The sequence below is a fragment of the Kribbella amoyensis genome (assembly GCF_007828865.1).
GTDB classification, from domain to species: Bacteria; Actinomycetota; Actinomycetes; order Propionibacteriales; family Kribbellaceae; genus Kribbella; species Kribbella amoyensis.
In genome coordinates, this window is record NZ_VIVK01000001.1 from 4,966,426 (window position 1) to 4,989,303 (window position 22,878).

The 22,878-nt window shown below is 70.7% G+C and carries 20 protein-coding genes; 13 read left to right on the forward strand and 7 right to left on the reverse strand.

The window, feature by feature from the left end; translation table 11 throughout:
* From FB561_RS23270 to FB561_RS23300, 6 genes are all read right to left on the reverse strand, one after another.
* Entirely contained in the window at positions 1-375 is a 375-nt protein-coding gene (locus FB561_RS23270) for an avidin-fold protein (RefSeq protein WP_145810187.1), read from the reverse strand.
* Positions 372-2,798, reverse strand: a complete 2,427-nt coding sequence (locus tag FB561_RS38290) for an FAD-dependent oxidoreductase (RefSeq protein WP_202880719.1) — start codon at positions 2,796-2,798, stop codon at positions 372-374. The genes FB561_RS23270 and FB561_RS38290 overlap by 4 nt, the downstream gene beginning before the upstream one ends.
* Positions 2,799-2,801: 3 nt before the next feature.
* Entirely contained in the window at positions 2,802-4,193 is a 1,392-nt protein-coding gene (locus tag FB561_RS23285; RefSeq protein ID WP_145810190.1) for a class I tRNA ligase family protein, read from the reverse strand.
* Positions 4,186-4,590 carry a cupin domain-containing protein gene (locus tag FB561_RS23290; RefSeq protein WP_145810191.1) on the reverse strand — a complete coding sequence of 135 codons (405 nt, stop codon included), beginning with the start codon at positions 4,588-4,590 and terminating at the stop codon, positions 4,186-4,188. The genes FB561_RS23285 and FB561_RS23290 overlap by 8 nt, the downstream gene beginning before the upstream one ends.
* A 350-nt stretch (positions 4,591-4,940) precedes the next feature.
* Complete coding sequence (locus tag FB561_RS23295; RefSeq protein ID WP_145810193.1) at positions 4,941-5,351, reverse strand: ferritin-like domain-containing protein; 411 nt, start codon at positions 5,349-5,351, stop codon at positions 4,941-4,943.
* The gene (locus FB561_RS23300) at positions 5,348-5,899 is read right to left on the reverse strand and encodes a cell division protein FtsK (RefSeq protein WP_145810197.1); all 552 of its coding nucleotides are present in this window, start codon (positions 5,897-5,899) and stop codon (positions 5,348-5,350) included. Before FB561_RS23300 ends, FB561_RS23295 begins: the two co-directional genes overlap by 4 nt.
* Before the next feature lie 151 nt (positions 5,900-6,050).
* On the opposite strand from FB561_RS23300, the gene rimP reads away from it, so the two are divergent.
* From rimP to FB561_RS23340, 8 genes are all read left to right on the forward strand, one after another.
* Entirely contained in the window at positions 6,051-6,578 is a 528-nt protein-coding gene (rimP, locus tag FB561_RS23305) for a ribosome maturation factor RimP (RefSeq protein ID WP_145810200.1), read from the forward strand.
* A gap of 1 nt (position 6,579) precedes the next feature.
* Positions 6,580-7,572, forward strand: coding sequence for a transcription termination factor NusA (gene nusA / locus FB561_RS23310; protein WP_145810203.1), 993 nt, complete (start codon positions 6,580-6,582; stop codon positions 7,570-7,572).
* Positions 7,573-7,623: 51 nt separating this feature from the next.
* A complete protein-coding gene (locus tag FB561_RS23315; protein ID WP_272952559.1) occupies positions 7,624-7,947 on the forward strand; it encodes a YlxR family protein in 324 nt (107 codons plus the stop codon).
* Positions 7,948-8,060: 113 nt separating this feature from the next.
* On the forward strand, positions 8,061-11,288 hold the full coding sequence (gene infB, locus FB561_RS23320) for a translation initiation factor IF-2 (RefSeq protein ID WP_145810206.1): 3,228 nt from the start codon (positions 8,061-8,063) through the stop codon (positions 11,286-11,288).
* A 139-nt stretch (positions 11,289-11,427) separates the two neighbouring features.
* Positions 11,428-11,865 (forward strand): 30S ribosome-binding factor RbfA, encoded by a 438-nt coding sequence (gene rbfA / locus FB561_RS23325; RefSeq protein ID WP_145810209.1) that lies wholly within the window; start codon positions 11,428-11,430, stop codon positions 11,863-11,865.
* A gap of 4 nt (positions 11,866-11,869) precedes the next feature.
* Positions 11,870-12,787 carry a tRNA pseudouridine(55) synthase TruB gene (gene truB / locus FB561_RS23330; protein WP_238334996.1) on the forward strand — a complete coding sequence of 306 codons (918 nt, stop codon included), beginning with the start codon at positions 11,870-11,872 and terminating at the stop codon, positions 12,785-12,787.
* 311 nt (positions 12,788-13,098) lie between these two features.
* Positions 13,099-13,962: an LLM class flavin-dependent oxidoreductase gene (locus FB561_RS23335; RefSeq protein WP_145810213.1), complete on the forward strand. Its 864-nt coding sequence runs from the start codon at positions 13,099-13,101 to the stop codon at positions 13,960-13,962.
* Between the two features lie 80 nt (positions 13,963-14,042).
* The gene (locus tag FB561_RS23340; protein WP_238334997.1) at positions 14,043-14,885 is read left to right on the forward strand and encodes an NAD-dependent protein deacetylase; all 843 of its coding nucleotides are present in this window, start codon (positions 14,043-14,045) and stop codon (positions 14,883-14,885) included.
* A gap of 88 nt (positions 14,886-14,973) precedes the next feature.
* On the opposite strand, the gene FB561_RS23345 is transcribed toward FB561_RS23340, so the two are convergent.
* Positions 14,974-16,008, reverse strand: coding sequence for an SGNH/GDSL hydrolase family protein (locus tag FB561_RS23345; RefSeq protein WP_238334998.1), 1,035 nt, complete (start codon positions 16,006-16,008; stop codon positions 14,974-14,976).
* Positions 16,009-16,128: 120 nt separating this feature from the next.
* On the opposite strand from FB561_RS23345, the gene FB561_RS23350 reads away from it, so the two are divergent.
* The 5 genes from FB561_RS23350 to FB561_RS23370 all read left to right on the forward strand — a co-directional run bounded on the left by FB561_RS23350 (position 16,129) and on the right by FB561_RS23370 (position 22,747).
* Positions 16,129-17,091, forward strand: coding sequence for a bifunctional riboflavin kinase/FAD synthetase (locus FB561_RS23350; protein WP_145810220.1), 963 nt, complete (start codon positions 16,129-16,131; stop codon positions 17,089-17,091).
* A gap of 116 nt (positions 17,092-17,207) precedes the next feature.
* The gene (gene rpsO / locus FB561_RS23355; protein WP_145810222.1) at positions 17,208-17,480 is read left to right on the forward strand and encodes a 30S ribosomal protein S15; all 273 of its coding nucleotides are present in this window, start codon (positions 17,208-17,210) and stop codon (positions 17,478-17,480) included.
* A gap of 280 nt (positions 17,481-17,760) precedes the next feature.
* Positions 17,761-19,971, forward strand: coding sequence for a polyribonucleotide nucleotidyltransferase (locus FB561_RS23360; protein WP_145810225.1), 2,211 nt, complete (start codon positions 17,761-17,763; stop codon positions 19,969-19,971).
* Complete coding sequence (locus FB561_RS23365) at positions 19,968-21,281, forward strand: M16 family metallopeptidase (RefSeq protein ID WP_145810226.1); 1,314 nt, start codon at positions 19,968-19,970, stop codon at positions 21,279-21,281. Before FB561_RS23360 ends, FB561_RS23365 begins: the two co-directional genes overlap by 4 nt.
* Before the next feature lie 62 nt (positions 21,282-21,343).
* Positions 21,344-22,747, forward strand: coding sequence for an FAD-binding oxidoreductase (locus FB561_RS23370; protein ID WP_145810229.1), 1,404 nt, complete (start codon positions 21,344-21,346; stop codon positions 22,745-22,747).
* Positions 22,748-22,878: the final 131 nt, after the last annotated feature.

Here is a 22,878-nt window from a genome sequence, read left to right on the forward strand (position 1 = left end):
TCAGGCCTCCCGGACTGGTGCGGGGATCTGCTCGATGTAGCTGATCCCGGTGGTGCCGTCGCTGCGGCGGAAGTGGTCGGCGATCCGGAGGTTGCCCCGGGCATCGACTTCGGGGACGCTCAGGCACTCGCCGCTGACCAGGTCGCCGGTCGCCATCAGCAGGCAGTACGCGGCCTTGATCGACCCGTCGGCCTGCAGGTGACCGACCAGCCGGCCGCTGCGCAGCCGGCCGCCGGCGAAGAACTCCGCCCAGACCAGGTCGTCCTCCCGGTGGTACTGCCCGTACGGCGCACCGCCGGCCGGGTCGTCGACGACGAGCTGGAACCAGACGCCGTCGACGTCCGGAGCCACCGATTCGGAAGCGGCCGCGGTCACCACTGCACCGCGCAGAGCTCGTCGGAGATCGGGTAGATCTCCCGGTCGAACATGGAGTTGAGCACCATCGCCGCACGCACCGGCAGCTGGGTCAGGCCGGCGTTGGTGAGGCCGTGGCTGTACCGGCTCGCGTTGAACGAGTAGATCCGGTGCCCGTTCATCCCCTTCCAGCGCACGGAGTAGTCCGGCTCGACCAGCATCTCGCCGTCGTCGTCGTAATCGATCCGGTCCCGCAGGTCGTCGTCGAACGGCGCCCGCACGTGCTCACGGCCCGCGGCGACGACCACGGTCCGCACGTCGTGCTCCTCCGGCGCGGACGTGGTCGAGCAGCGCAGCCGCAGCAGGCCGTCCGGCAGCAGCTCCGACGAGGTGACGTCGCGGCCCGGCAGCAGCGTGACCGGGAACCGGCCCAGCGTCAGGAGCCCGTCGTAGTTGCCCTGGTAGAGCGCCCGGAGTCCACCCGGGGTGATCGCGTCGCCGCTGTAGCGGGAGTCGACGATCATCTCGCGCCGCTTGCCGCGATTCAGGCCCTGCAGGTACTCGATGTGCGACGGGCGGTAGAGCTCGTTCGCCATCGGCGAGTCGTCGATACTGCGGAACCACTGGTTCCGGCCGAGCCACCGGATGTCGGTGAAGCCCGAACCGAGCAGCCGCAGCACGCACTCCAGCCCGGTCTGGCCACCGCCGACGACCGCGATCGGGTCCGCCTTGGTCGCCTCGAGGTCGGGCAGCCGGACCCCGAGCTCGTCGGCGATGAAGGCCTGGCTGCCGGGCAGGTTCCGGACGTACTCGGGCCAGACCGGCCGGGTGCCGAGACCGAGCACCAGGTGCTCCGAGGTGGCCACCGGCTCACCGTCGACGCAGATCTCGAACCCGTCGTCGGTGACCGAGATCCGGTCGATCCGGGAGCTGAACTGGACCACGCCCAGCCGCTCGGTTGCCCAGGCCAGGTAGCGCTCGTACTCGATCCGGGGGAGCGCGTCGAACTGGGAGTTGATCAGCGCGTAGAGCCGTCCGGAGGTGACCAGGTAGTTGAGGAACGAGAGCTCGTGCCGGGGGTCGACCAGCGACACCAGGTCCTTCATCCAGCCGGTCTGCATCCGCACGCCGGGGTACAGCAGCGGCGTGTGCCAGCCGGCGACGGGCCGGGAGTCGAACAGGGCGAGCTTCTCGGTGGTGACGTTCTTGTACAGAGCCGCCAGCGACAGGTTCGAGGGGCCGGCGCCGATCCCGACGGTGTGGTACCGGGTCACGCTCGGCGTCGTGGTGTCCGGCCCGAGCATGGGCTCGGTGCTGGCGGGCTGGGTGCCTGGTTCCATGATGGTCATGCGCTTGTTCTCCGTCCGCGAAGTGGTGGTGCGCGAGATCCCACCGGTGGTGGAAGGCCCGAGCAGGTCGCTCGCGGCCGTCCGGCTCGCGGCGAGCGCGGTTTTCACGCTGCCGCCGGACCCACCGGTGAAGGTGAAGAGCCGATGTGTGCTGCCGAGCACCGACCACAGGGTCAGTACCGGCGGATCGGCATAACAGTCGGCGTTGGTGACCGTGTGCGCGGTCTCCAGGAGCCGGAGGTGCGGCAGCCGCTCACCGGCGATCCGGACGGCGCGTGCCGTCAGGTCGGGGATCGGTTCGCTGCTGCCCGGGGGAACGGACCAGCGGTGCGTGTCGACACCGAGCAGCAGACCGCCGTCCGCTGTCGGGCGCCCGTACAGGTCGCTGGTCTCGTCCACGAACATGGTCGGCAGGGCGCCGGCCACTTGGTGCACGGCGACCTGGATCGCCTTGGTCCGGTACGGCTCGGCCGGCAACGCGTTCCCGGCGAGCAGTCCCGGCGTCCACGGACCCGCCGCCACGACGACCACGTCGTACCGGTCGTCGCCGTGCGGCACACGGCAGCTGACCGATCCGTCGGAGCGGGGGACGAGCCCGAGGACAGGGCCGCTGACGACCCTGCTTCTCCGGCCGCGGGCGAGCTGGTCCAGGACCAGCGTCCGCAGCTGATCGGGCCGGATGAACCCGGCCCGCTTCTCCAGCACCCCGACCGTCCCGTCCGGCAACCCGCGCCAGCCGAGCCGGTAGAGGGTGCCGCCGTCGACGAGCTCGGCCGAGCCGGGGTGCGCGTGCTCCACCTCGGCGACGGCGTCCGCCAACCCTGCCCACGGCGCGAGCAGGTACGTCGATCCGGTCTCGGTGTACCCGGCCCGGTCCAGCAGGCCGGGTGTCTCGAACAGTTCGGCCAGGCTCTCGACCGCCAGCCGGCGTTGCTCGGGATGGGTCTCGAAGCCCCGGACCCCACCTCCCGACGCGGCGGTGGCGTCCGGTCCGGGGACCCCGGTGACGAGGTCGACCTCGACGCCGGGGTACGCACCGAGACGCCAGGCCAGCAACGTGCCGGCGATCCCGGCGCCGATCACGCAGACCCGCATGGCCTACTCGCCACCCGTCCCGGTGAGCGCCGCGCGCAGGTGCCCGGTGTCCTCGGCACCGCCGGCCAGCAACGTGATCAGGCTCCGGACCGCGAGCGCGGGATCGAACCCGGCCGGCCGCAACGCCGCCTCCCCGCGGGCCAGTTCACGCTGGGCCAACGCGGGCGGGAGCGGTTCGGTGATCGCCCGGCTGCCGTCAAGCAACGGCTCCACCCGGTCGCTGAACGCCTGGAAGGATTTCCAGGTGAAGTCGCTGGCATAACGGTCCGGCCGGTCCCAGGCCAGGAACAACCGGACGACGGCGGGATTCTCTTTCCGGAGCAGTTCGCCGGCCCAGATGGCGTGATTCCGGCTGGTCGAGAACTTGCTGCCGTCGAGCGTGTAGAACTCGTTGACCACGAGCCCGGAAAGAGGTAGCGGATTCACCCCGACGGCGGCCCAGATCGCCTGCCAGTACACGGCGTACCAGTACGCGTTGTCGAGTCCGAGGAAGTGCCACAGCTGGTCGGCCCGGCCGAGCGCGGCCAGGTACGCGGGCAGGTCGGTGGCCTCCGGGTCGATCGCCCGCGCGACGTTGTAGAGGTCGGTGAGCGCGATCTCGGTGTACGAGCCGATCCGCAGCCCGGCCAGCTCGCCGTCGCCCTCGATGCCCCAGTTGGTCGGATAGGCGAGCGCGATCTCGGGCAGCTCGCCGGCGAGTTGCCGGCCGATCAGGGCGCGGACCGCGGGCGGCAGCTGGGCCCGCAGCCAGACCGACGTGAGCGTGGCCCGGTAGTCCTCCATCCGCAGCACGGGCACCGTCGCCCGGTACGGACGGGGTGCTCCACCGCAGCGCCCGCAGACCGGATCGACCATCGTGCCGACCTGCGTGAAGCTCCCGCACTGCTCGCACGCGCCACCGGCCGCGGGTGCGTGGCAGCATCCGCAGAGCCCGGACAGGTACGACTCGTGCAGGGTGCGCCCGCAGTCCTCACAGGCGTGCAGGGTGACCTCGCGCAGCGGAGCGGCTCCGCTCGCGACCAGGTGGTTCATCAGGTCGCGGATGATCGGCGCGTGCTCGTCGGTGAGCGGGTCGCTGAACCGGTCGTACCCGACCCGCGCCTGCCGGTACGTGTCGATGATGTCGGCGCGGAAATCGGCCAGCATCACGCCGACCTCGACGCCTTCGTGCTCGGCCCGGGTGAGGACGTAGTTCTGGTGCACGTCCAGGCCGGTGGTGACGACCACCTGCTCACCCCGGGTGCGCGCTGCCCGGGCGGCGATGTCGGCCGCGAGGTACGGGCCGGACAGGTGACCGACGTGCAGCGGGCCGTTCGCGGTCGGCTGCGGGAACGTGATGACGGTGACCTTGCCGTCCGGCGGGGCAGGGACCGCGCCGGTGACCGGATCAGTCATGGCCGGCCGCCACGGTCTCGGCGGGCCGGTCGCGGTCGGCGAGCACGGCCGCCGCGGCGGTGGCCGCCTCGGGGTACCAGTAGGCGCTGAAGACGGTGAGCACCTCGTCGGCCGAGCGGTTCTGGACGACGTGGGCCTCCTCGCTGCCGAGCAGGAACGCGTCGCCCTGGGGGACCTCGCGCACCTCACCACCGACGAGGACGTGGGCGGTGCCCGCGACCACGATGGACAACTCCAGCTCCGGGTGCTGGTCCGTGGGGGACTCCGAGCCGGGCGGCACGGAGTACCACATCGCCTGGAACGGCAGCTCCGCGCCGAGGCCGTACTGCTCCCACCTGACCACGCGCAGATCGTTCACGAACAGGCTTTCGCCGGAGACCAATTCGAATGTACGCATGCTTCACTACCCTCCGTAGCCGCGGCAGGGCGCGACACGAGAAGTCGGCAATTTGCAAAAGGAAGTACGAACAGACGCTTTGATTCAGCCTTGGATCATCACCAGCGCCGCCAACGGCGTAAGCCCTTGCGGCCAAGGGTGAAACTCCGGCGACCCCCCAGTCTCCGTGACCGGAAATATAGGGAAGGTAACGCTCGGAGTAAAGGGCGGTACGCAACGAGATCCAGAAACGGCGTCAGCGCACAGGAAATTACTCGTGTGCGCGCTTTCCTGGCTGCTATGGGTGCCCGGGCGGGCACAGATCGCAACCGGACCAGACAGCTACGGCTGCCCGGGCCGGACGGATTCGGTCAGACCTGGCCCGGCCAGGTGGCCGGCGTCCCGCTCCAGGAGAGCTGGTCCTGTGCGGTGGCGATCAGCGCCTGGACCGCGAACGACCGGATCCGGTCCTGCTCGGCCGCCTCGACCAGGTCGCCGTACACCGCGCCGAGCCGCCGCTCGATCCCGAGGACCAGGGCCACCGCGGTGGCCGCGGTCGTCACGGTCACCGGCAGGTCGTAGGCCGGCTCGGCCGCCGCCGGGGTCTGGCCGGCCGCGAGCAGGAGATCGGCGAGCTGGTCCCGGCGCTTGCGGTGCCGCTCGTAAAGGGTGGTGGCCGTGCGGAACCGGGCTCCGTTGAGCTTCCCGCCCGCCACGCCCACGCCGTACAGGGCCGCGTGCTCGCCCGCGATCGCCGCCTGCAGCGCCTCGACCTCGGTCACGTGGCCGTCTTCTTCCGGCCCAGGGTGAGGGCCAGCTGGCTCTCGGCCGCGGCCAGCATCGCCAGTAGCCGGGCCGCCTCGCCCGAGACCTTGGTCGCCGCGGTCGCGTGGGCGACGGACAGCTTCTGCTCCCGGACGGCGAGATCGTTCAATGCGGCGACGGCGGTCTTCGGCAGCGCCGGCAGCTTGCCGGGCTGCGGCGGCTCGGAGCCACCGATCTCCTTCAACTTGGCCAGATGCGCGGCGCGGGACTTCACCCCCGAGGCGAGCTGAGTCCGCAGGGCCGGGAACGCCTGGCCGACCGCGCTGTACCGCAGGGCGATCTGCTCGACCTGGGTGGCGGCCGTGGTCAACGCGGCGACGGCGGCCGGATCCTTGCTCGGCGGCGCCGGCTCGGGCGTACCGTCCTTGCCGCCCGGAGGGGTGCGGCCGGTCCCGGAGTCGCCCGGATCGTCGTCGCAGCCGGTGACCAGTACGGCGGTCCCGGCGGCGAGGGTCGCGGTCGTCAGGACGGCGCGGCGTGACGGACGAAGGGCATGGTTCGGCACGCCCGCACCCTATCCCGGGGCAGGGCACGACGCAGGCGGCCAGGGCGGTGCTGGGGACTCGGCGCGCGGCCGGATAGGGTGGGCTACTGCCCTCGGTCGGATCGCCGAGGCGGCAACGGGTGCACAACTGGAGAGAGAGGCAGGTCTACCTGTGAGCCGAAGGACTGACCACACGGACCCCTCGAGCCTCGAGAACTTCCTGCGGCCGATCGTCGAGCAGTTCGGCTGCGACCTGGAGGCCGCCGACGTCACGCCGGCCGGCCGACGCCGGTTGCTGCGCGTGCTCGTCGACCGCGACGGCGGGATCAGCCTGGACGACGTCGCCGACGTGACCCGGGCCCTCTCGAAGGCGCTCGACGCGGCCGACGTGATGGGCGACGGCCCGTACACCCTGGAAGTCTCCAGCCCCGGTGTGGACCGCCCGCTGACGCTGCCGCGGCACTGGCGCCGCAACGTCAGCCGGCTGGTGAAGATCACGCTCACCGGCGGCGACAAGCTGACCGGGCGGATCAAGTCGGCCGCGGACGACGCTGCCGAGCTGGACGTGAACGGCAAGCCGCGCACGATCGCCTACGCCGACGTGGCGACGGCGAAGGTCCAGATCGAGTTCAACCGGGCGGCCGGGACCGACGACCCCGCCCCAGAAGCGCCGGCCGACGGCCCGGCGGAGGAGAGCTGAGATGGACATCGACATGGCCGTGCTGCGGTCGCTGGAGCGGGAGAAGGACATCTCCTTCGACGTCGTGGTCGAGGCGATCGAGCAGGCGCTGCTGGTCGCGTACCACCGCACCGAGGGCGCGCAGCAGCACGCCCGGGCCGAGCTGGACCGCAAGACCGGTCACGTGACCGTGTACGCCCGCGAGCTGGCCGAGGACGGCACGCTGGCCCGCGAGTACGACGACACGCCCGCCGACTTCGGCCGGATCGCGGCGACCACGGCCAAGCAGGTGATCCTGCAGCGGCTGCGCGACGCCGAGGACGAGGTCCGGTACGGCGAGTTCTCCGGCAAGGAGGGCGACATCGTCTCCGGCGTCATCCAGCAGGGCCGCGACCCGCGGTCGGTGATGGTCGACCTGGGCAAGATCGAGGCCGTGCTGCCGGCGCCCGAGCAGGTACCGGGGGAGAAGTACGAGCACGGCGCCCGGCTGCGGGTGTACGTGGTCGGAGTCCGCAAGGGCTTCAAGGGACCGCAGATCACCGTCTCGCGGACCCACCCGAACCTGGTGAAGAAGCTGTTCGCGCTGGAGGTCCCGGAGATCGCCGACGGGACGGTCGAGATCACCGCGATCGCCCGCGAGGCCGGCCACCGGACCAAGATCGCGGTCCGCACCCTGAACCCGTCGGTGAACGGCAAGGGCGCGTGCATCGGCCCGATGGGGCAGCGGGTGCGCAACATCATGCACGAGCTGCACGGTGAGAAGATCGACATCATCGATCACAGCGACGACCCGGCGACCTTCGTCGGGAATGCGCTGTCCCCGGCGCAGGTTTCATCTGTAGAGGTTGTCGACGCGGCGGCTCGCGCCGCGCGCGTCATCGTCCCCGACTACCAGTTGTCGCTGGCGATCGGCAAAGAAGGGCAGAACGCCCGCCTCGCCGCCCGGCTGACCGGCTGGCGGATCGACATCCGGCCGGATACCGATGTGACTCGTGGGGACGAGAAGGTAGACTGACCTCTCGGTCGGTCGACTGAGTCGCAACCACACCCTGAGGATCACCTGACAGTGACTGCGGAGGCACGCCCCGGCAAGGTCCGGGAGCGTACCTGCATAGGGTGCAGGAAGCGGGACAGTCCGTCCGGCCTGCTGCGGATGACGGTTTCCGGAGGTCTGGTCCTCCCGGATCCCGCGCATCGGGCACCCGGCCGCGGGGCGCACCTGCACCCGGCGACCGCGTGTCTCGACCTCGCAGAGCGGCGCAAGGCGTTCCCGAGGGCCTTCCGGGTCCACGGGGCGCTTGACGTGTCTGCTGTGCGGGCACAGGTCGAGCAGTACGCAACGACAAGTGCGGCCACCCGGCCGCCCGCGACAACCGTCGCGACGACATGAAGGCGGGTCATCGACTCATGACCACTCGATGAGTGTCGAACGATGAGTGCAATGCGATGAGCATGTACGTCAACTAACGGTCCGCGCCCCAGGCTCGGACCAGAGGGAGAGTAGTGGCAAAGGTCCGGGTCTACGAGCTCGCGAAGGAGCTCGGAGTTACCAGCAAGGTCGTCCTGACCAGGCTGAACGACATGGGAGAGTTCGTCCGATCGGCGTCCTCGACGATCGAGGCACCCGTAGTCCGTAGGTTGGCGGAGGAGTTCGAGAAGAACCCGCCGAAGAAGCGCGCGGCCAAGAAGGCCGCCGCCAGCACGTCCGCGGCGCCGCAGGCGACCGCACCGGTCACGCGAGCGGAGACCGCCGCGCCCAAGGCGCCGGCGACCCCCGCCGAGACCGCTCGGCCCGCGGCGAGTGCCGCGCCGGCCGCCGAGGCTCCGGCGGCCCCTGCGCCGAAGGCTCCGGCCACCCCGAGCGACGCCGCGCCGGTTGGTGCGACGGACGCCGCGCCGGCTGGTGCGACGCCCGCTCCGGCGGCGCCGGCCGCCGAGTCGCGGAGCAACACGCCCGAGACCGCTCGCGGTGGTGCCACCGGCACCGGTGCGGCGCGTCCGGGCCCGCGTCCTGGCCCCCGGCCGGGTCCGCGGACCGAGACCCCCACGCCGGGTGGGGCCCGTCCGGGTCCGGCCGGTGGGGGCAGCAGCAGCGGTCAGCCCGCGTTCGAGGCTCCGGCCGCGCGCGCCGAGGCTCCGGCCGAGAAGACCGCGCCGACGCCGGCTCCGGCTCCGGCCAAGCCCGCGACACCGGCTCCCGCTCCGCAGCGTCCGGCGGCCGACGCCGGTCGTCCGGCGCCGCGTCCCGGTGGTCAGGGTGCCGGCCCGCGCCCGGGTGCTCCGCGTCCGGCCGCGCCGGGTGGCGGTGGCCGTCCCGGTGCTCCCCGTCCGGGCGGCGGTCCGCGTCCGGGTGGTCAGGGCGGCGGAGGTGGCCGTCCCGGCGCCCCGCGGCCGGGCAACAACCCGTTCAGTTCCACCCAGGGCATGCAGCGTGGTGGCGGTCGTCCGGGTCCGGGTTCGAACGCTCCGGCGGGTGCGAGCCCGGCCGGGATGCCGCCGCGGCCTCCGCAGGCCCGCAGCGGTGGCGGCGGTTCGGACCGCCCGCGCTCCGGCGGTGTGCCGGGCGCCCCGCGGCCGAACCCGGCGATGATGCCGAAGTCCTCGGCCGGAACGTTCACCGGTCGCCCGTCCGCTCCGGCGGGTGGCGGCGGCCGCGGCCGTCCGGGCGGTGGCCCGGGTGGTCCCGGTGGCGGTCCGCGCGGTGGTGGCGGTGGCGGCGGCTTCCGTCCCGGTGGCGGCGGCCCGAGCGGCCCGCCCGGTGGTGGCGGCGGTCGTCCGGGTCCGGGCAACCGCGGTCGCGGTGGGACCCAGGGTGCCTTCGGGCGTCCGGGTGGTCCGGCCCGGCGGGGTCGCAAGTCGAAGCGGGCCAAGCGCCAGGAATTCGACAACATGCAGGCTCCGGCCGTCGGTGGCGTGCGCGTCAAGCACGGCAACGGCGAGGTCGTGAAGCTGGCCCGCGGTGCGTCCCTGACGGACTTCGCCGAGAAGGTCGGCGCGGATCCGGCGTCGCTGGTGCAGGTGCTGTTCCACCTCGGCGAGATGGTGACCGCGACCCAGTCGGTCAACGAGGAGACCCTGCAGCTGCTCGGCACCGAGCTGGAGTACGACGTCCAGATCGTGTCCCCGGAGGACGAGGACCGCGAGCTGCTCGAGTCGTTCGACATCGACTTCGGGTCCGACGAGGGCGACGACTCCGACCTGGTCCAGCGGCCGCCGGTGGTGACCGTGATGGGTCACGTCGACCACGGTAAGACCAAGCTGCTGGACGCGGTCCGGCACGCGAACGTGGTCGCCAAGGAAGCCGGTGGCATCACCCAGCACATCGGTGCGTACCAGGTGACGACCGAGGTGGACGGCGCCGAGCGCGCCATCACCTTCGTCGACACCCCGGGTCACGAGGCGTTCACCGCCATGCGTGCCCGTGGTGCGCAGGCCACCGACATCGTCATCCTGGTGGTCGCGGCCGACGACGGCGTGATGCCGCAGACGATCGAGGCGCTGAACCACGCCCGGGCGGCGAACGTCCCGATCGTGGTCGCGGTGAACAAGATCGACGTCCCGAACGCGGACCCGAGCAAGGTGCGCGGTCAGCTGACCGAGTACGGCCTGGTGCCCGAGGAGTACGGCGGCGATACGATGTTCGTCGACGTCTCGGCGAAGTCGCGGATCAACATCGACGGTCTGCTCGAGAGCGTCGTGCTGACCGCGGACGCGGCGCTGGACCTGCGGGCCAACCCGAACATGCCGGCCCAGGGTCTGGCGATCGAGGCGCACCTCGACAAGGGCCGTGGTCCGGTGGCGACCGTGCTGGTGCAGCGCGGCACGCTGAAGGTCGGCGACTCGATGGTGGCGGGTCCGGCGCACGGCCGGGTCCGGGCCATGCTCGACGAGTACGGCAACAACGTCGAGGAGGCGACCCCGTCGCGTCCGGTCCTGGTCCTCGGTCTGACCGCGGTCCCGGGTGCGGGTGACAAGTTCCTGGTGGTCGACGACGACCGGATGGCCCGGCAGATCGCCGAGAAGCGGGAAGCCCGCGCTCGTGCGGCCGCCAACGCCAAGCGGCGCGCCCGTCGTACCCTCGAGGACTTCATGGCCTCGATGGAGAAGGGCGAGACGCAGGAACTGCTGCTCATCCTCAAGGGCGACGTGTCCGGTTCGGTCGAGGCGCTGGAGGACGCGCTGGTCCGGATCGAGGTCGGCGATGAGGTCAACCTGCGGATCATCGACCGCGGTGTCGGTGCGATCAACGAGAACGACGTCAACCTGGCCATCGCGTCGAACGCCGTCATCATCGGCTTCAACGTGCGGCCGGCGGGCAAGGCCGGTGACCTGGCCGAGCGCGAGGGCGTGGATGTCCGGTACTACTCGGTCATCTACTCGGCGATCGACGACATCGAGGCCGCCCTGAAGGGCATGCTCAAGCCGATCTACGAGGAGGCCGTCCTCGGCCAGGCGGAGATCCGCGAGATCTTCCGCTCCTCGAAGGTCGGAAACATCGCCGGTTGCTGGGTGACCAGTGGTCTGCTCCGCCGCAACGCCAAGGTCCGGTTGATCCGGGACGGCGCGGTGGTGGTGGACAACACCGAGCTGTCGTCGCTGAAGAGGTTCAAGGACGACGCGTCCGAGGTCCGCGAGGGCTTCGAGTGCGGTCTGACCATCAACAACTTCAACGACATCAAGATCGGCGACGTCGTCGAGGCGTTCGAGCTGCGCGAGAAGCCGCGGAGCTGATCCGGGTACCGCCGCCGCGGCCACGGTCGCGGCGGCTGCCCGAGTGACCGAACGTCGAAGCAGTCGGGGTAACGTCCGCAGTGGCGGTTTTCGCGCCGCCGTTGCGGACGTTACGCATGAATAGAGGGAGTGAGCCCGGATGGGTGAAGCAAGGGCCAAGCAGCTGGCCGACCGGATCCAGGTCCTCGTCGCGGAGTTGCTGGAGCGCCGGGTGAAGGACCCGCGGCTGGGCTTCGTCACCGTGACCGACGCCCGGCTCACCGGTGACCTGCGCGAAGCCAGCATCTTCTACACGGTGTACGGCGACGAGCAGGCCCGCGCGGACACCGCTGCCGCGCTGGAGTCGGCCCGTGGGCTGATCCGCAGCGAGGTCGGCAAGGCGCTCGGCCTGCGGCACACCCCGAGCGTCGCGTTCTTCCTCGACGCCGTCCCGGAGAACGCCGGCCACATCGAGGAACTGCTCGCCAAGGCCCGCGAGGCCGACGCCGAGGTGGCCAAGTCGGCCGTGAACGCCCGCCCGGCCGGTGAGGCCGATCCGTACAAGCGCCGCGAGGACGATGACAGCGACGAAGACTGACTCCGTGGTGACCCCCGCACCGACGGGTTCCGTGGAACCGCCGGTTGCCGACGGCATCGTTGTGGTGGACAAGCCGGCCGGGCTGACCTCGCACACCGTGGTGGCGCGGATCCGCAAACTGGCCGGCACCCGCAAGGTCGGCCACGCGGGCACCCTGGACCCGATGGCGACCGGCGTCCTGGTGGTCGGCATCAACCGGGCCACCCGGTTGCTCGGCCACCTCCAGCTCGCCGACAAGTCGTACGACGCCACGATCCTGCTCGGCGCGACCACGACCACGGACGACGCCGAAGGCACCATCGTCGACACCGCCGCACCGACCGCGGTCGGCGCGGTCACGGCCGAGGCGATCGAAGCGGCCGTCGCGGGATTCCGCGGCGAGATCTCCCAGGTGCCGTCGAAGGTGTCCGCGATCAAGGTCGACGGGCGCAGGGCGTACCAGCGGGTGCGCGACGGCGAAGAGGTCGCGTTGAAGGCTCGCAGCGTGACGGTCAGCCGGTACGACGTGACCGATGTCCGGCCGGGTGTCGCCGCGATCGAGGTCGACGTCACGGTCGACTGCTCGAGCGGCACTTACATCCGCGCTCTGGCCCGCGATCTGGGGGCCGAGCTGGGGGTCGGCGGCCACCTGACGATGCTCCGGCGGACCCGGGTCGGATCGTTCGGGATGGACACGGCGCACACGTTGGAGGAGCTGGCGGAGGACTTCACCTGGCTGCCGATCGCGCAGGTGGCGGGGGAGACGTTCCCCCGGTACGACGCGGATGCTGAGCAGGCGGCGGCCATCCGGACGGGGCGCCCGTTGTCCGGGCTGAAGCTGGAGCCGGGTCAGACAGCAATGTTCGACCCGTCGGGCGTCTTCCTGGCCCTCTACGAACCCCACGGCCCAGTAGCCAAACCAACAGCAGTCTTCGTGAGCTGACCACCTGACAAGTTGTCGGACGGATGGCGCTGATGCAGCACGCCATCCCTCCAGCACCCCAGCACTGCAGGCGGGCGTCGGCCTCCACCTCCCAGCCAGCCGAAGCATCGAGGCCTCGCCCGCTGGCGGCTTCCTTGACGGCTGGCGTGCTGCGGCGTGCGGTTTGCTGGAGCGCTTTCGTTTCGGTCGCTGGCGGGTTGTTTGGTGGGTGGCTTGTTGTAGGGGCGTTATCGGGCAAACAAGTCGACAGTGGGCGCCGGGTACTGCTCGTGTGCGGGTTCTGTCGGTGGGGGGCGTTAGCGTGCGTTCGTATGAAGTATGGATTCGTGATGCCTTATGGGGATGCTCGTGCCGCGGCTGAGCTGGCTGGGATTGCGGAGGCTCATGGGTGGGACGGGTTCTTCGTCTGGGAGTCGATCTGGGGGATCGATGCCTGGGCGATGCTGGCCGCCGCCGCCATGACGACCGAGCGGATTCGGCTCGGGACCATGCTCACGCCGCTGCCTCGGCGGAAGCCCTGGGATGTCGCCGGGCAGACTTCGACGGTCGACAACCTGAGCAACGGGCGGGTGATTCTTTCCGTCGGGCTCGGGGTGACCGGTGACGATCGGTTCTGGCTGTTCGAGGACGATCCCGGGCGCAAGGTCCGGGCCGAGCTGATGGACGAGTCGCTCGAGATGCTGCGGTACCTCTGGCGGGACGAGGCCTTCGAGTTCACCGGCAAGCACTATCGCTCCCGGAAGATCGCGGACCTCATGCCGCCCGCTCCGCCGCCGCCCGTGCAGCAGCCGCGGATCCCGACCTGGGTGGTCGGTGCCTGGCCTCGACCGCGGTCGATGCGGCGGGCCGCCTTGCAGGACGGCTGGCTGCCGAACTTCGCTCCCGTCGTCGAGCCCGGCGAGAAGCCGGGGGAGCTGACCCCGAAGGAGCTGGCCGAGGGTGTCGAGTGGATCCGGAAGGAGCGCGCGGACCACGGGCTCTCGATGGACGGCTACGACATCGTCAGCGAAGGCACCACCAAGGCCGACGACCCCGACGCCGCCGCAACCGTCCGCCCGTGGGCCGAGGCCGGCGCGACCTGGTGGATCGACGCCGACTGGTCCTCGATGGACCCGGTCGTCGTCCGCGCCGAAGCCGAGCGCCGCCTCACCGCCGGCCCACCCCGAATCGCCTGAGCGACCAGCCGGTTTCCGGGCGTGCGTAATCTGGTGGGGTGCGGTCGCGGCCTACTTTGAGTTGGACTCCTGGTCCTGAGGTGCTGGCGCTTGCGCCCGGGGCCTCGGATGTCGGGCCGTTGGCCGAGGTGGTCGCGCGGGGCCGGACCGTGGTCCTGTCCGGGGCCGGGATCTCCACCGAGTCCGGGATTCCCGACTATCGCGGCGAGACCGGCAGCCTGCGCACGCATACCCCGATGACGTACGGCGACTTCGTCGGCAGTCCGGGCGGGCGGCAGCGGTACTGGGCACGCAGTCACCTCGGGTGGCGGACCATCGCTCGCGCTTCGCCCAACGACGGGCATCGCGCCGTCGCCACGCTGCAGGCCAGGGGGTACGTCGACGGCATCATCACGCAGAACGTCGACGGGCTGCACCAGGCCGGCGGGGCGCGCGACGTGGTCGAGCTGCACGGCAACCTGGATCGGGTGATCTGTTTGGGCTGCCAGGGGACATTCGGGCGGGAGGAGCTGGATCGGCGGCTGCGCGCGGCGAACCCGGTGTTCGAGGCCGAGGCGACGCGGATCAACCCGGACGGGGACGTCGATCTACCGGAGGAGGCGGTCGCCGGGTTCCGGGTCGTCGAGTGCGCGCGCTGTGAGGACGGGGTGCTCAAACCCGATGTCGTGTTCTTCGGCGAGAACGTGCCGAAGAACCGCGTCGAACGCTGCTACCGGCTGATCGACGCGGCGGACTCGGTTCTCGTCCTTGGGTCCTCGTTGACCGTGATGTCCGGGTTCCGGTTCGTCCGGTACGCGGCGAAGGCGGGCAAGCAGGTGCTGATCGTCAACCAGGGCATCACCCGCGGGGACCTTTACGCCACCCACCGGATCGACCTGCCGCTCGGCCAGGCCCTGACCGACCTCACCGCCGCCCTCAACTGACCCGATCAGCCAGTACGGGAAAAGAACCGCCGGGCCGGGCCACGCGTGAAGTGGCCCGGCCCGGCGTCCGCCGTACGGTTGGAAAGGGTCAGCGTTGCGCGCCGGTCCGTAGGCGGTTCAGGGAGGCCTCGTAGGCCTGCGGCAGGTCGGCCTTCGCCGCCTGCCGGCTCAGCTCGCGGGCCTGCCGGGCGAACCCGGCCTGCTCCGCGGCGGTGACGGTCGGGTCGGCGCCGGTGAGCTGCTTGGCCGTCAGCAGCGCGACGCCGGCCTGACCCTCGAAGCGGGGGTGGTAGTTCAGGGCGCGGAGCAGGTTCACGTCCTTGCCCTGGATCCAGGCCTGGCCGTCCGGGGCGCAGGCGTCGTGGCCGGTGGACGGGCCGAAGGTGTCCAGGTACTGCGTGCCGGTCGCGCTCGCCGCGGACGCGACGGCCTTGTTCAGCTCCTGCTCGATCGAGTACAGGTACGCGTAGTCGCCGTCCGCGAACGGCAGGATGCTCGGACAGGTCCCGGAGGCGGGCGCGATCTGCGGGTAGCCGACCAGCACGATCGTTGCCTGCGGCGCCCTGGCTTTGATGCCGTTGGCAACATCCACGATGCGGGCCTGGGTCTTGGCCAGGTCGGCCTTCAACGTGTCGACGCCGTTCACCGTGAACTTCTCCCGGCACGGGGACCCGGTCGGGTCGCTCGCCCGCAGCTTCGGGCAGGTGTCGATGATCCGGCCGAAGACGCCGAAGTCGTTCCCGCCGATGCCCAGCGTCACCAGGTCCGTGTCCGGGGTGAGCGCGTCGAACTGCGGCGGGTTGCTGCCGAGCACGGTGTCCTGCGGCTCGGTCATGTTCGTGGTGTCCGCGCCTCCGCAGCTCACGTCGGTGAAGTCCGTGATCCGCAACATCGCGGCGACCAGCTTCGGGTAGTTGCTGGTCGAGCGCACGCAGCCGAGCGACAGCAGCTCGGGCAGCGGGACGAGCGGGGCCGAGGTGTACGAGTCACCGAGCGCGACGTACTTCTGGTACGCCGGGGCGGCGTCCCGCGTCGGCGCGACGGCCTGGGCGGTGCTCGTGATCGACAACGTGCTCACGCTCACCAGCGCGGTCAGCGCGGCGGCGACGCGGTGGAATCTCACAAGACCTCCCGGGGAAGCGACCAGTGCGCGGCCCACCCTAGGTTGAGTGAGCGCCTGATCACAAGGGGTGACCATGGACCTGCTGCGACGGATCGGCCGGTGGCATGGAATCCTGCTGTCATGCGTGTCTGGCACGGTTTGGACGAGGTCGGCCCTGAGTTCGGCCCCTCGGTCGTCACCATCGGCAACTTCGACGGCGTGCACCGCGGTCATCAGGAGGTGCTCGGTCACGCGCGGACGCTGGCCGCCGAGCTCGGTGGCCTCCCGGTCGTCGCGCTGACGTTCGACCCGCACCCGATGGTCGTCCTGCGGCCGGACCGGGCTCCCGCGGCGATCACGGACGCCGCGCAGCGGGCCGAGTTGCTCGGTGCCGCCGGCGCGGACGCGGTGCTGGTGCTGCCGTTCGACAAGGACGTGTCGAACTGGTCCCCGCAGGAGTTCATCGAGCGCGTGCTGGTGAACACGTTGCACGTCAAGGCCGTCGTGGTTGGGGAGAACTTCCGCTTCGGTCACAAGGCCGCGGGCCATGTCGACACCCTGGCCGAGGCGGGGGCGTCGGCCGGGTTCCAGGTGGTCGGGCTGACCCTGCGGGGCGAGGCGCAGCCGTGGTCGTCGACGTACATCCGCGAGCTGATCGCCGCCGGTGACGTCGAGGGCGCCGCGAACGCGCTCGGCCGGCCGTTGCGGGTCACCGGCGTCGTGGTCGAGGGCGACAAGCGCGGCCGCGAGCTCGGGTACCCGACCGCGAACATCCCGGCCGATCCCGGCGCCGCGGTGCCGCTCGACGGGGTGTACGCCGGCTGGGTGACCGTGCTCGAACCGGCCGCCGGCAGCCCGGCGTACGGCGAACCGCTGCCGGCCGCGATCAGCGTGGGCAGCAACCCCACCTTCGACGGCGTCGACCGCCGGGTGGAGTCGTACGTGCTGGACCGCGACGACCTCGAGCTGTACGGCTCGAAGATCGCGGTCGACTTCGTGGCCCGGCTCCGCGGCACCCAGATCCGGTTCGACTCGATCGACGACCTGCTGGTCCAGATGAAGAAGGACGTGGACGCGGCGCGCCGCTCGCTCCAGGGTGATTAGGGGTCGTTGTCCACAGGCTGATACTCTGGGCGCTGCCGTCTGAACGGCCGCGGAAAGAGAGTGCTCGGGTGACGAATGCCCCGGTGCGCCGCGCAACGGAAATCGAGAGGAACTCCGTGTCATCTGTTGATGCCGCAACGAAGAAGAAGATCATGGGTGAGTACGCTCTGACCGAGGGTGACACCGGTTCTCCCGAGGTCCAGGTCGCGCTGCTGACCCACCGGATCGCGCACCTCACCGATCACCTCAAGGAGCACAAGCACGACCACCACAGCCGTCGTGGTCTGCTGCTGCTCGTCGGCCAGCGCCGCCGGCTGCTGAACTACCTGGCGAAGAAGGACATCAACCGCTACCGATCGCTGATCGAGCGGCTCGGCCTCCGCCGCTGACGTCGCGAGGAGCGGCCTCCCGTACGCCGGGTGGCCGCTCCTGGCGTATCCGCCCCGGGTGGCGGTCCCACAACTGAACAAAGCACGGAAGTAGTAAGACGAAACGAGGCGACGCGAAGCGCGTGGCGGGAGGACGACCGGTCCTCGGTAGTGGCTTTCGGGTGACAGGTAGCACGACACCCGCGGGCCTCGATCGAAGACCGGCACCCCGGAAGCTCGCGCCTCGCAGTCGTCCACTGTGAGAGAGGGGTATCCCGTGTCGGGATCCACCAGCGCGCCCATGGAGGGCGCGGAATTCGCCGAAGCCGTGATCGACAACGGCACTTTCGGCACCCGGACCATTCGCTTCGAGACGGGCCGGCTGGCCCAGCAGGCCGCCGGTTCGGCCGCCGCGTACCTCGACGGCGACACGATGGTGCTGTCGGCCACCACGGCCAGCAAGAAGCCCAAGGACCAGTTCGACTTCTTCCCGTTGACGGTCGACGTCGAGGAGCGGATGTACGCCGCGGGCCGGATCCCCGGCTCGTTCTTCCGCCGCGAGGGCCGGCCCTCGGAAGAGGCGATCCTGACCTGCCGGCTGATCGACCGCCCGCTGCGGCCGTCGTTCGTGTCCGGCCTGCGGAACGAGATCCAGGTCGTCATCACCGTCCTGGCGCTGAACCCGGACAAGCTGTACGACGTGCTGGCGATCAACGCCGCGTCGATGTCCACCCAGCTCGCCGGCCTGCCGTTCTCCGGCCCGATCGGCGGCGTCCGCGTCGCGCTGATCGAGGGCCAGTGGGTCGCCTTCCCGACCCACACCGAGCTCGAGGACGCCGTCTTCGACATGGTGGTCGCGGGCCGGGTCACCGACTCCGGTGACGTCGCGATCATGATGGTCGAGGCCGAGTCGACCCCGGAGACCTTCGACAAGGTCGCCGCGGGCACCCAGGCGCCGACCGAGGAGATCGTCGCCCAGGGCCTGGAGGCCTCGAAGGGCTTCATCAAGACCCTGGTCGAGGCGCAGGCCGACCTGGCCGCGCGGGCCGCGAAGCCGACCGGCGAGTTCCCGGTCTTCCCGGACTACGCCGACGACGCGTTCGCCGCCGTCGAGGCCGCCGCGACCGAGGAGCTGTCGCAGGCCCTCACCATCGCCGGCAAGCACGAGCGCGAGAGCGCCACCGACGCGGTCAAGGCCGCCGTGGTGGACAAGCTGGCCGCCGACTTCGAGGGCCGCGAGAAGGAGCTGTCCGCGGCGTTCCGGTCGCTGACCAAGAAGCTGGTCCGGCAGCGCGTGCTCAAGGACAAGGTCCGCATCGACGGCCGCGGGCTGGCCGACATCCGGCCGCTCAAGGCCCAGGTGCGGGTGCTGCCGCGGGTGCACGGTTCGGCGCTGTTCGAGCGCGGCGAGACCCAGATCATGGGTGTCACCACGCTGAACATGCTCCGGATGGAGCAGCAGCTGGACACGCTGTCGCCGGAGACCCGCAAGCGGTACATGCACAACTACAACTTCCCGCCGTACTCGACCGGTGAGACCGGCCGGGTGGGGTCGCCGAAGCGCCGCGAGATCGGTCACGGCGCGCTGGCCGAGCGGGCCCTGGTGCCGGTGCTGCCGTCGCGCGAGGACTTCCCGTACGCGCTGCGTCAGGTGTCCGAGGCCCTCGGGTCGAACGGCTCGACCTCGATGGGGTCGGTCTGCGCCTCCACGCTGTCGCTGCTGTCCGCCGGTGTGCCGCTGAAGGCCCCGGTCGCCGGCATCGCGATGGGTCTGATCTCCGGTGAGGTCGACGGCAAGACCGAGTACGTCGCGCTGACCGACATCCTGGGCGCCGAGGACGCGTTCGGCGACATGGACTTCAAGGTCGCCGGTACCAAGGACTTCGTCACCGCCCTGCAGCTGGACACCAAGCTGGACGGCATCCCGGCCAGCGTGCTCGCCGGTGCGCTGACCCAGGCCAAGGACGCCCGCCTGACGATCCTGGACGTGATGGCCAAGGCCATCGACGCGCCGGGTGAGATGAGCGAGTTCGCGCCGCGGGTCATCTCGGTGAAGGTCCCGGTCGACAAGATCGGCGAGGTGATCGGGCCGAAGGGCAAGATGATCAACCAGATCACCGAGGACACCGGCGCCGACATCTCGATCGAGGACGACGGCACCGTCTACATCGGCGCCACCGACGGTCCCTCGGCCGAGGCGGCCCGGGCCGCGATCAACGCGATCGCGAACCCGACCATGCCGGAGAAGGGCGAGCGGTACCTCGGGACCGTCGTCAAGACCACCAACTTCGGGGCGTTCATCAGCCTGCTGCCCGGCAAGGACGGCCTGCTGCACATCTCGAAGCTGCGCGGCCTGGCCGGTGGCAAGCGGGTCGAGGCGGTCGAGGACGTGCTCTCGGTCGGCCAGAAGCTCCAGGTCGAGATCGCCGAGATCGACGACCGCGGCAAGCTGTCGCTGATTCCGGTGGTCGAGGGCGACGACGACAAGAAGGCCGACGAGTCCGCCGAGTGACCCGAGCGATCACCAGCACGTTGCTGAGCCCGGAGCAGGGCGGTCCGGTCAAACGGACCGTCCTTCCCTCCGGGCTCCGCGTCGTCTCCCAGTCCGTCCCAGGCTTCCGCTCGGTCACCTTCGGCGTCTGGGTGGGCGTCGGTTCGCGGGACGAGCCGGTCCACCTGGCCGGTGCGACCCACTTCCTAGAACACCTGCTGTTCAAGGGCACCGAGCGCCGGGACGCGCTGGAGATCTCCGCCTCGCTGGACGCGGTCGGCGGCGAGATGAACGCGTTCACCGGCAAGGAGTACACCTGCTACTACGCGCGGGTCCTCGACTCCGACCTGCCGCTCGCGGTGGACGTGATCTGCGACATGATCACCTCGGCGACCCTCACTCCCGAAGACGTCGAGAGCGAGCGGGACGTGATCGACGAAGAGATCGCGATGCACGCCGACGAGACGTCGGACCACATCCACGACCTGTTCGCCGAGCAACTGTGGGGCGAGTCCCCGCTCGGCCGGTCGATCACCGGGACGCCAGAGTCGGTGGCCGGCCTGACCCGCCGGCAGGTCGTCGGCTGGTACCGGCGCCGCTATCGCCCCGACAACATCGTCGTCTCGGTCGCGGGCAACGTCGAGCACTCCGACGTGGTCCGGCTGGTCCGTAAGGCGTTCGAGCGGCACTGGGTCACCGCGGAGGCCGAGCCTACCCCGGTACGCCGGGGGTCGGCGCGCCGCGTCCCGACGTACGGGGGAACGCGGGTCCACCATCGCGACGCCGAGCAGGCGCATCTCGTGCTCGGGTTGCCCGGGCTGGCCCGCAACGACCGGCGCCGGTTCGTCGCCGGGGTGCTGCACGGCATCGTCGGCGGCGGGATGTCGTCGCGGCTGTTCCAGGAGGTCCGGGAGAAGCGCGGCCTGGCGTACTCGGTGTTCACCTTCGGGTCGGCGTACGCGGACTCCGGCATGGTCGGCGTGTACGCGGGCTGCCTGCCGAAGAAGGCGCCCGAGGTGCTCGAGGTGGTCCGGGCCGAGCTGGCCGCGATCGCGAAGGGCGAGATCAGCGCCGACGAACTGCTCCGCGGCAAGGGCCAGATGCGCGGCTCCGTGGTGATGGGGCTGGAGGACACCGGCGCCAAGATGACCCGGATCGCCAAGGCCGAGCTGGTCTACGGCGAGCTGCCCACCGTCGACGAGGTGCTGCACCGGATCGACACGGTCACCCTGAACGACGTCGTCGACCTCGCCGCCGAGCTGTACGCGGGCACCCCGGCGCTCACCGTGATGGGCCCGTACGACGAGTCCACCACCGCCTTCGACCTCTGACCGCACCCTCCTCGACACGTCTGCGCGGCAAGCGCAGACTGGCGAGAAGGGAGGGCCCAGCCATGAGTACCACCGCTGCGGACGTACATCTCGATCCAGCCGCGCTCGACGCATTGGTCTCGGACTTTCACGGTGAGCTGATCCGCCCGGCCGATCCGGCCTTCGACGCGCGGCGCAAAGTGTGGAACGGCGCGATCGACCGGCGACCGGCGCTGATCGCCCGGTGTACCGGGGTGGCCGACATCCGCGCGGCCCTCGCCTTCGCCCGGCGGACCGGCCTGACGGTGGCGGTACGCGGTGGGGGCCACAGCTTCCCCGGCCACTCGACCTGCGACGGCGGGCTGCTCGTCGACCTCGGGCTGCTCAAGGGCGTACGGGTCGACCCGGTCCGCCGGACGGTCCGGGCACAGGCCGGGGTCCTGCTCGGGGAGCTCGACCGCGAGACCCAGGCGTTCGGCCTCGCCACGCCGTCCGGCATCGTCACCCATACCGGCGTCGCAGGGCTCACCCTGGGCGGTGGGATCGGCTGGCTGATGCGCAAGTACGGGCTCAGTGTCGACAACCTGCTCTCCGTCGACCTGGTCACCGCCGAGGGCGAACTGGTGACCGCCGACGAAGAGGCCAACACCGAGCTGTTCTGGGGCGTCCGCGGCGGTGGGGGCAACTTCGGCATCGTCACCGAGTTCGAGTTCCGGCTGCACCCGGTCGGACCGATCCTGCCGGCCGGCCCCGTGATCTGGCCGATGGAGTCGGCGGTCGATCTCCTGCACTTCTACCGCGACTGGATCACCGCGGTACCGGACGAGCTCACCACCGCCGTGATCCAACGGTGGCTGCCGCCGCTGCCGACGATCCCGGCGGAGCATCACGGCCGCCCGGTGGTGATGGTCCTCGCGTGCTACGCCGGTCCGATCGAGGACGGCGAGCGGGTGCTGGCTCCGCTGAAGGCGTTCGCGCCGCCGCTGCTGGACCTCTGCGCGCCGAGACCGTACCTCGCGCTGCAGTCGATGTTCGACGCGAGCTACCCGCACGGCCGCTGGTACCACATGCGCTCCTGCGACGTCGACGAGTTGTCCGACGAGGTGATCGACATCGCCGTCGAGCGTGGAAGGGCGATCAATGCGCCGTGGAGCTCGTACCCGATCTTCCAGCTCGGTGGCGCCGTCGCCCGGGTCGCTCCGGAGGCGACGGCGTTCGGCGGCCGGTCGAGCGGGCACACCTTCAACTTCGTCGGTTCGACGGTCGGAGCCGAGGGTTTCCCGGAGCAGCGGGACTGGGCCCGGCAGTCCTGGCAGCGGCTCGCCCCGCACCAGTCCGGGGTGTACGTCAACTTCCTGTCCGACGAGGGGGAGGATCGGATCCGGTCCGCGTACGGCGCCGCGGCCTTCGATCGGCTCAAGGCGCTGAAGCGGCACTACGATCCGGCCAATCTCTTCCACCTGAACCAGAACATCTCGCCGGCCTGATCCGGCCCGGAGTGTGTTAGTTTCCTGATTCGGCGATACGCCGACACGTCATCTGCCTCTGGATTCCCGCTGGACGGAATCGCATCGCACTTGGCGGTCCTGTATCCCGTGCCCGGTGGCCTCGCAGGCCG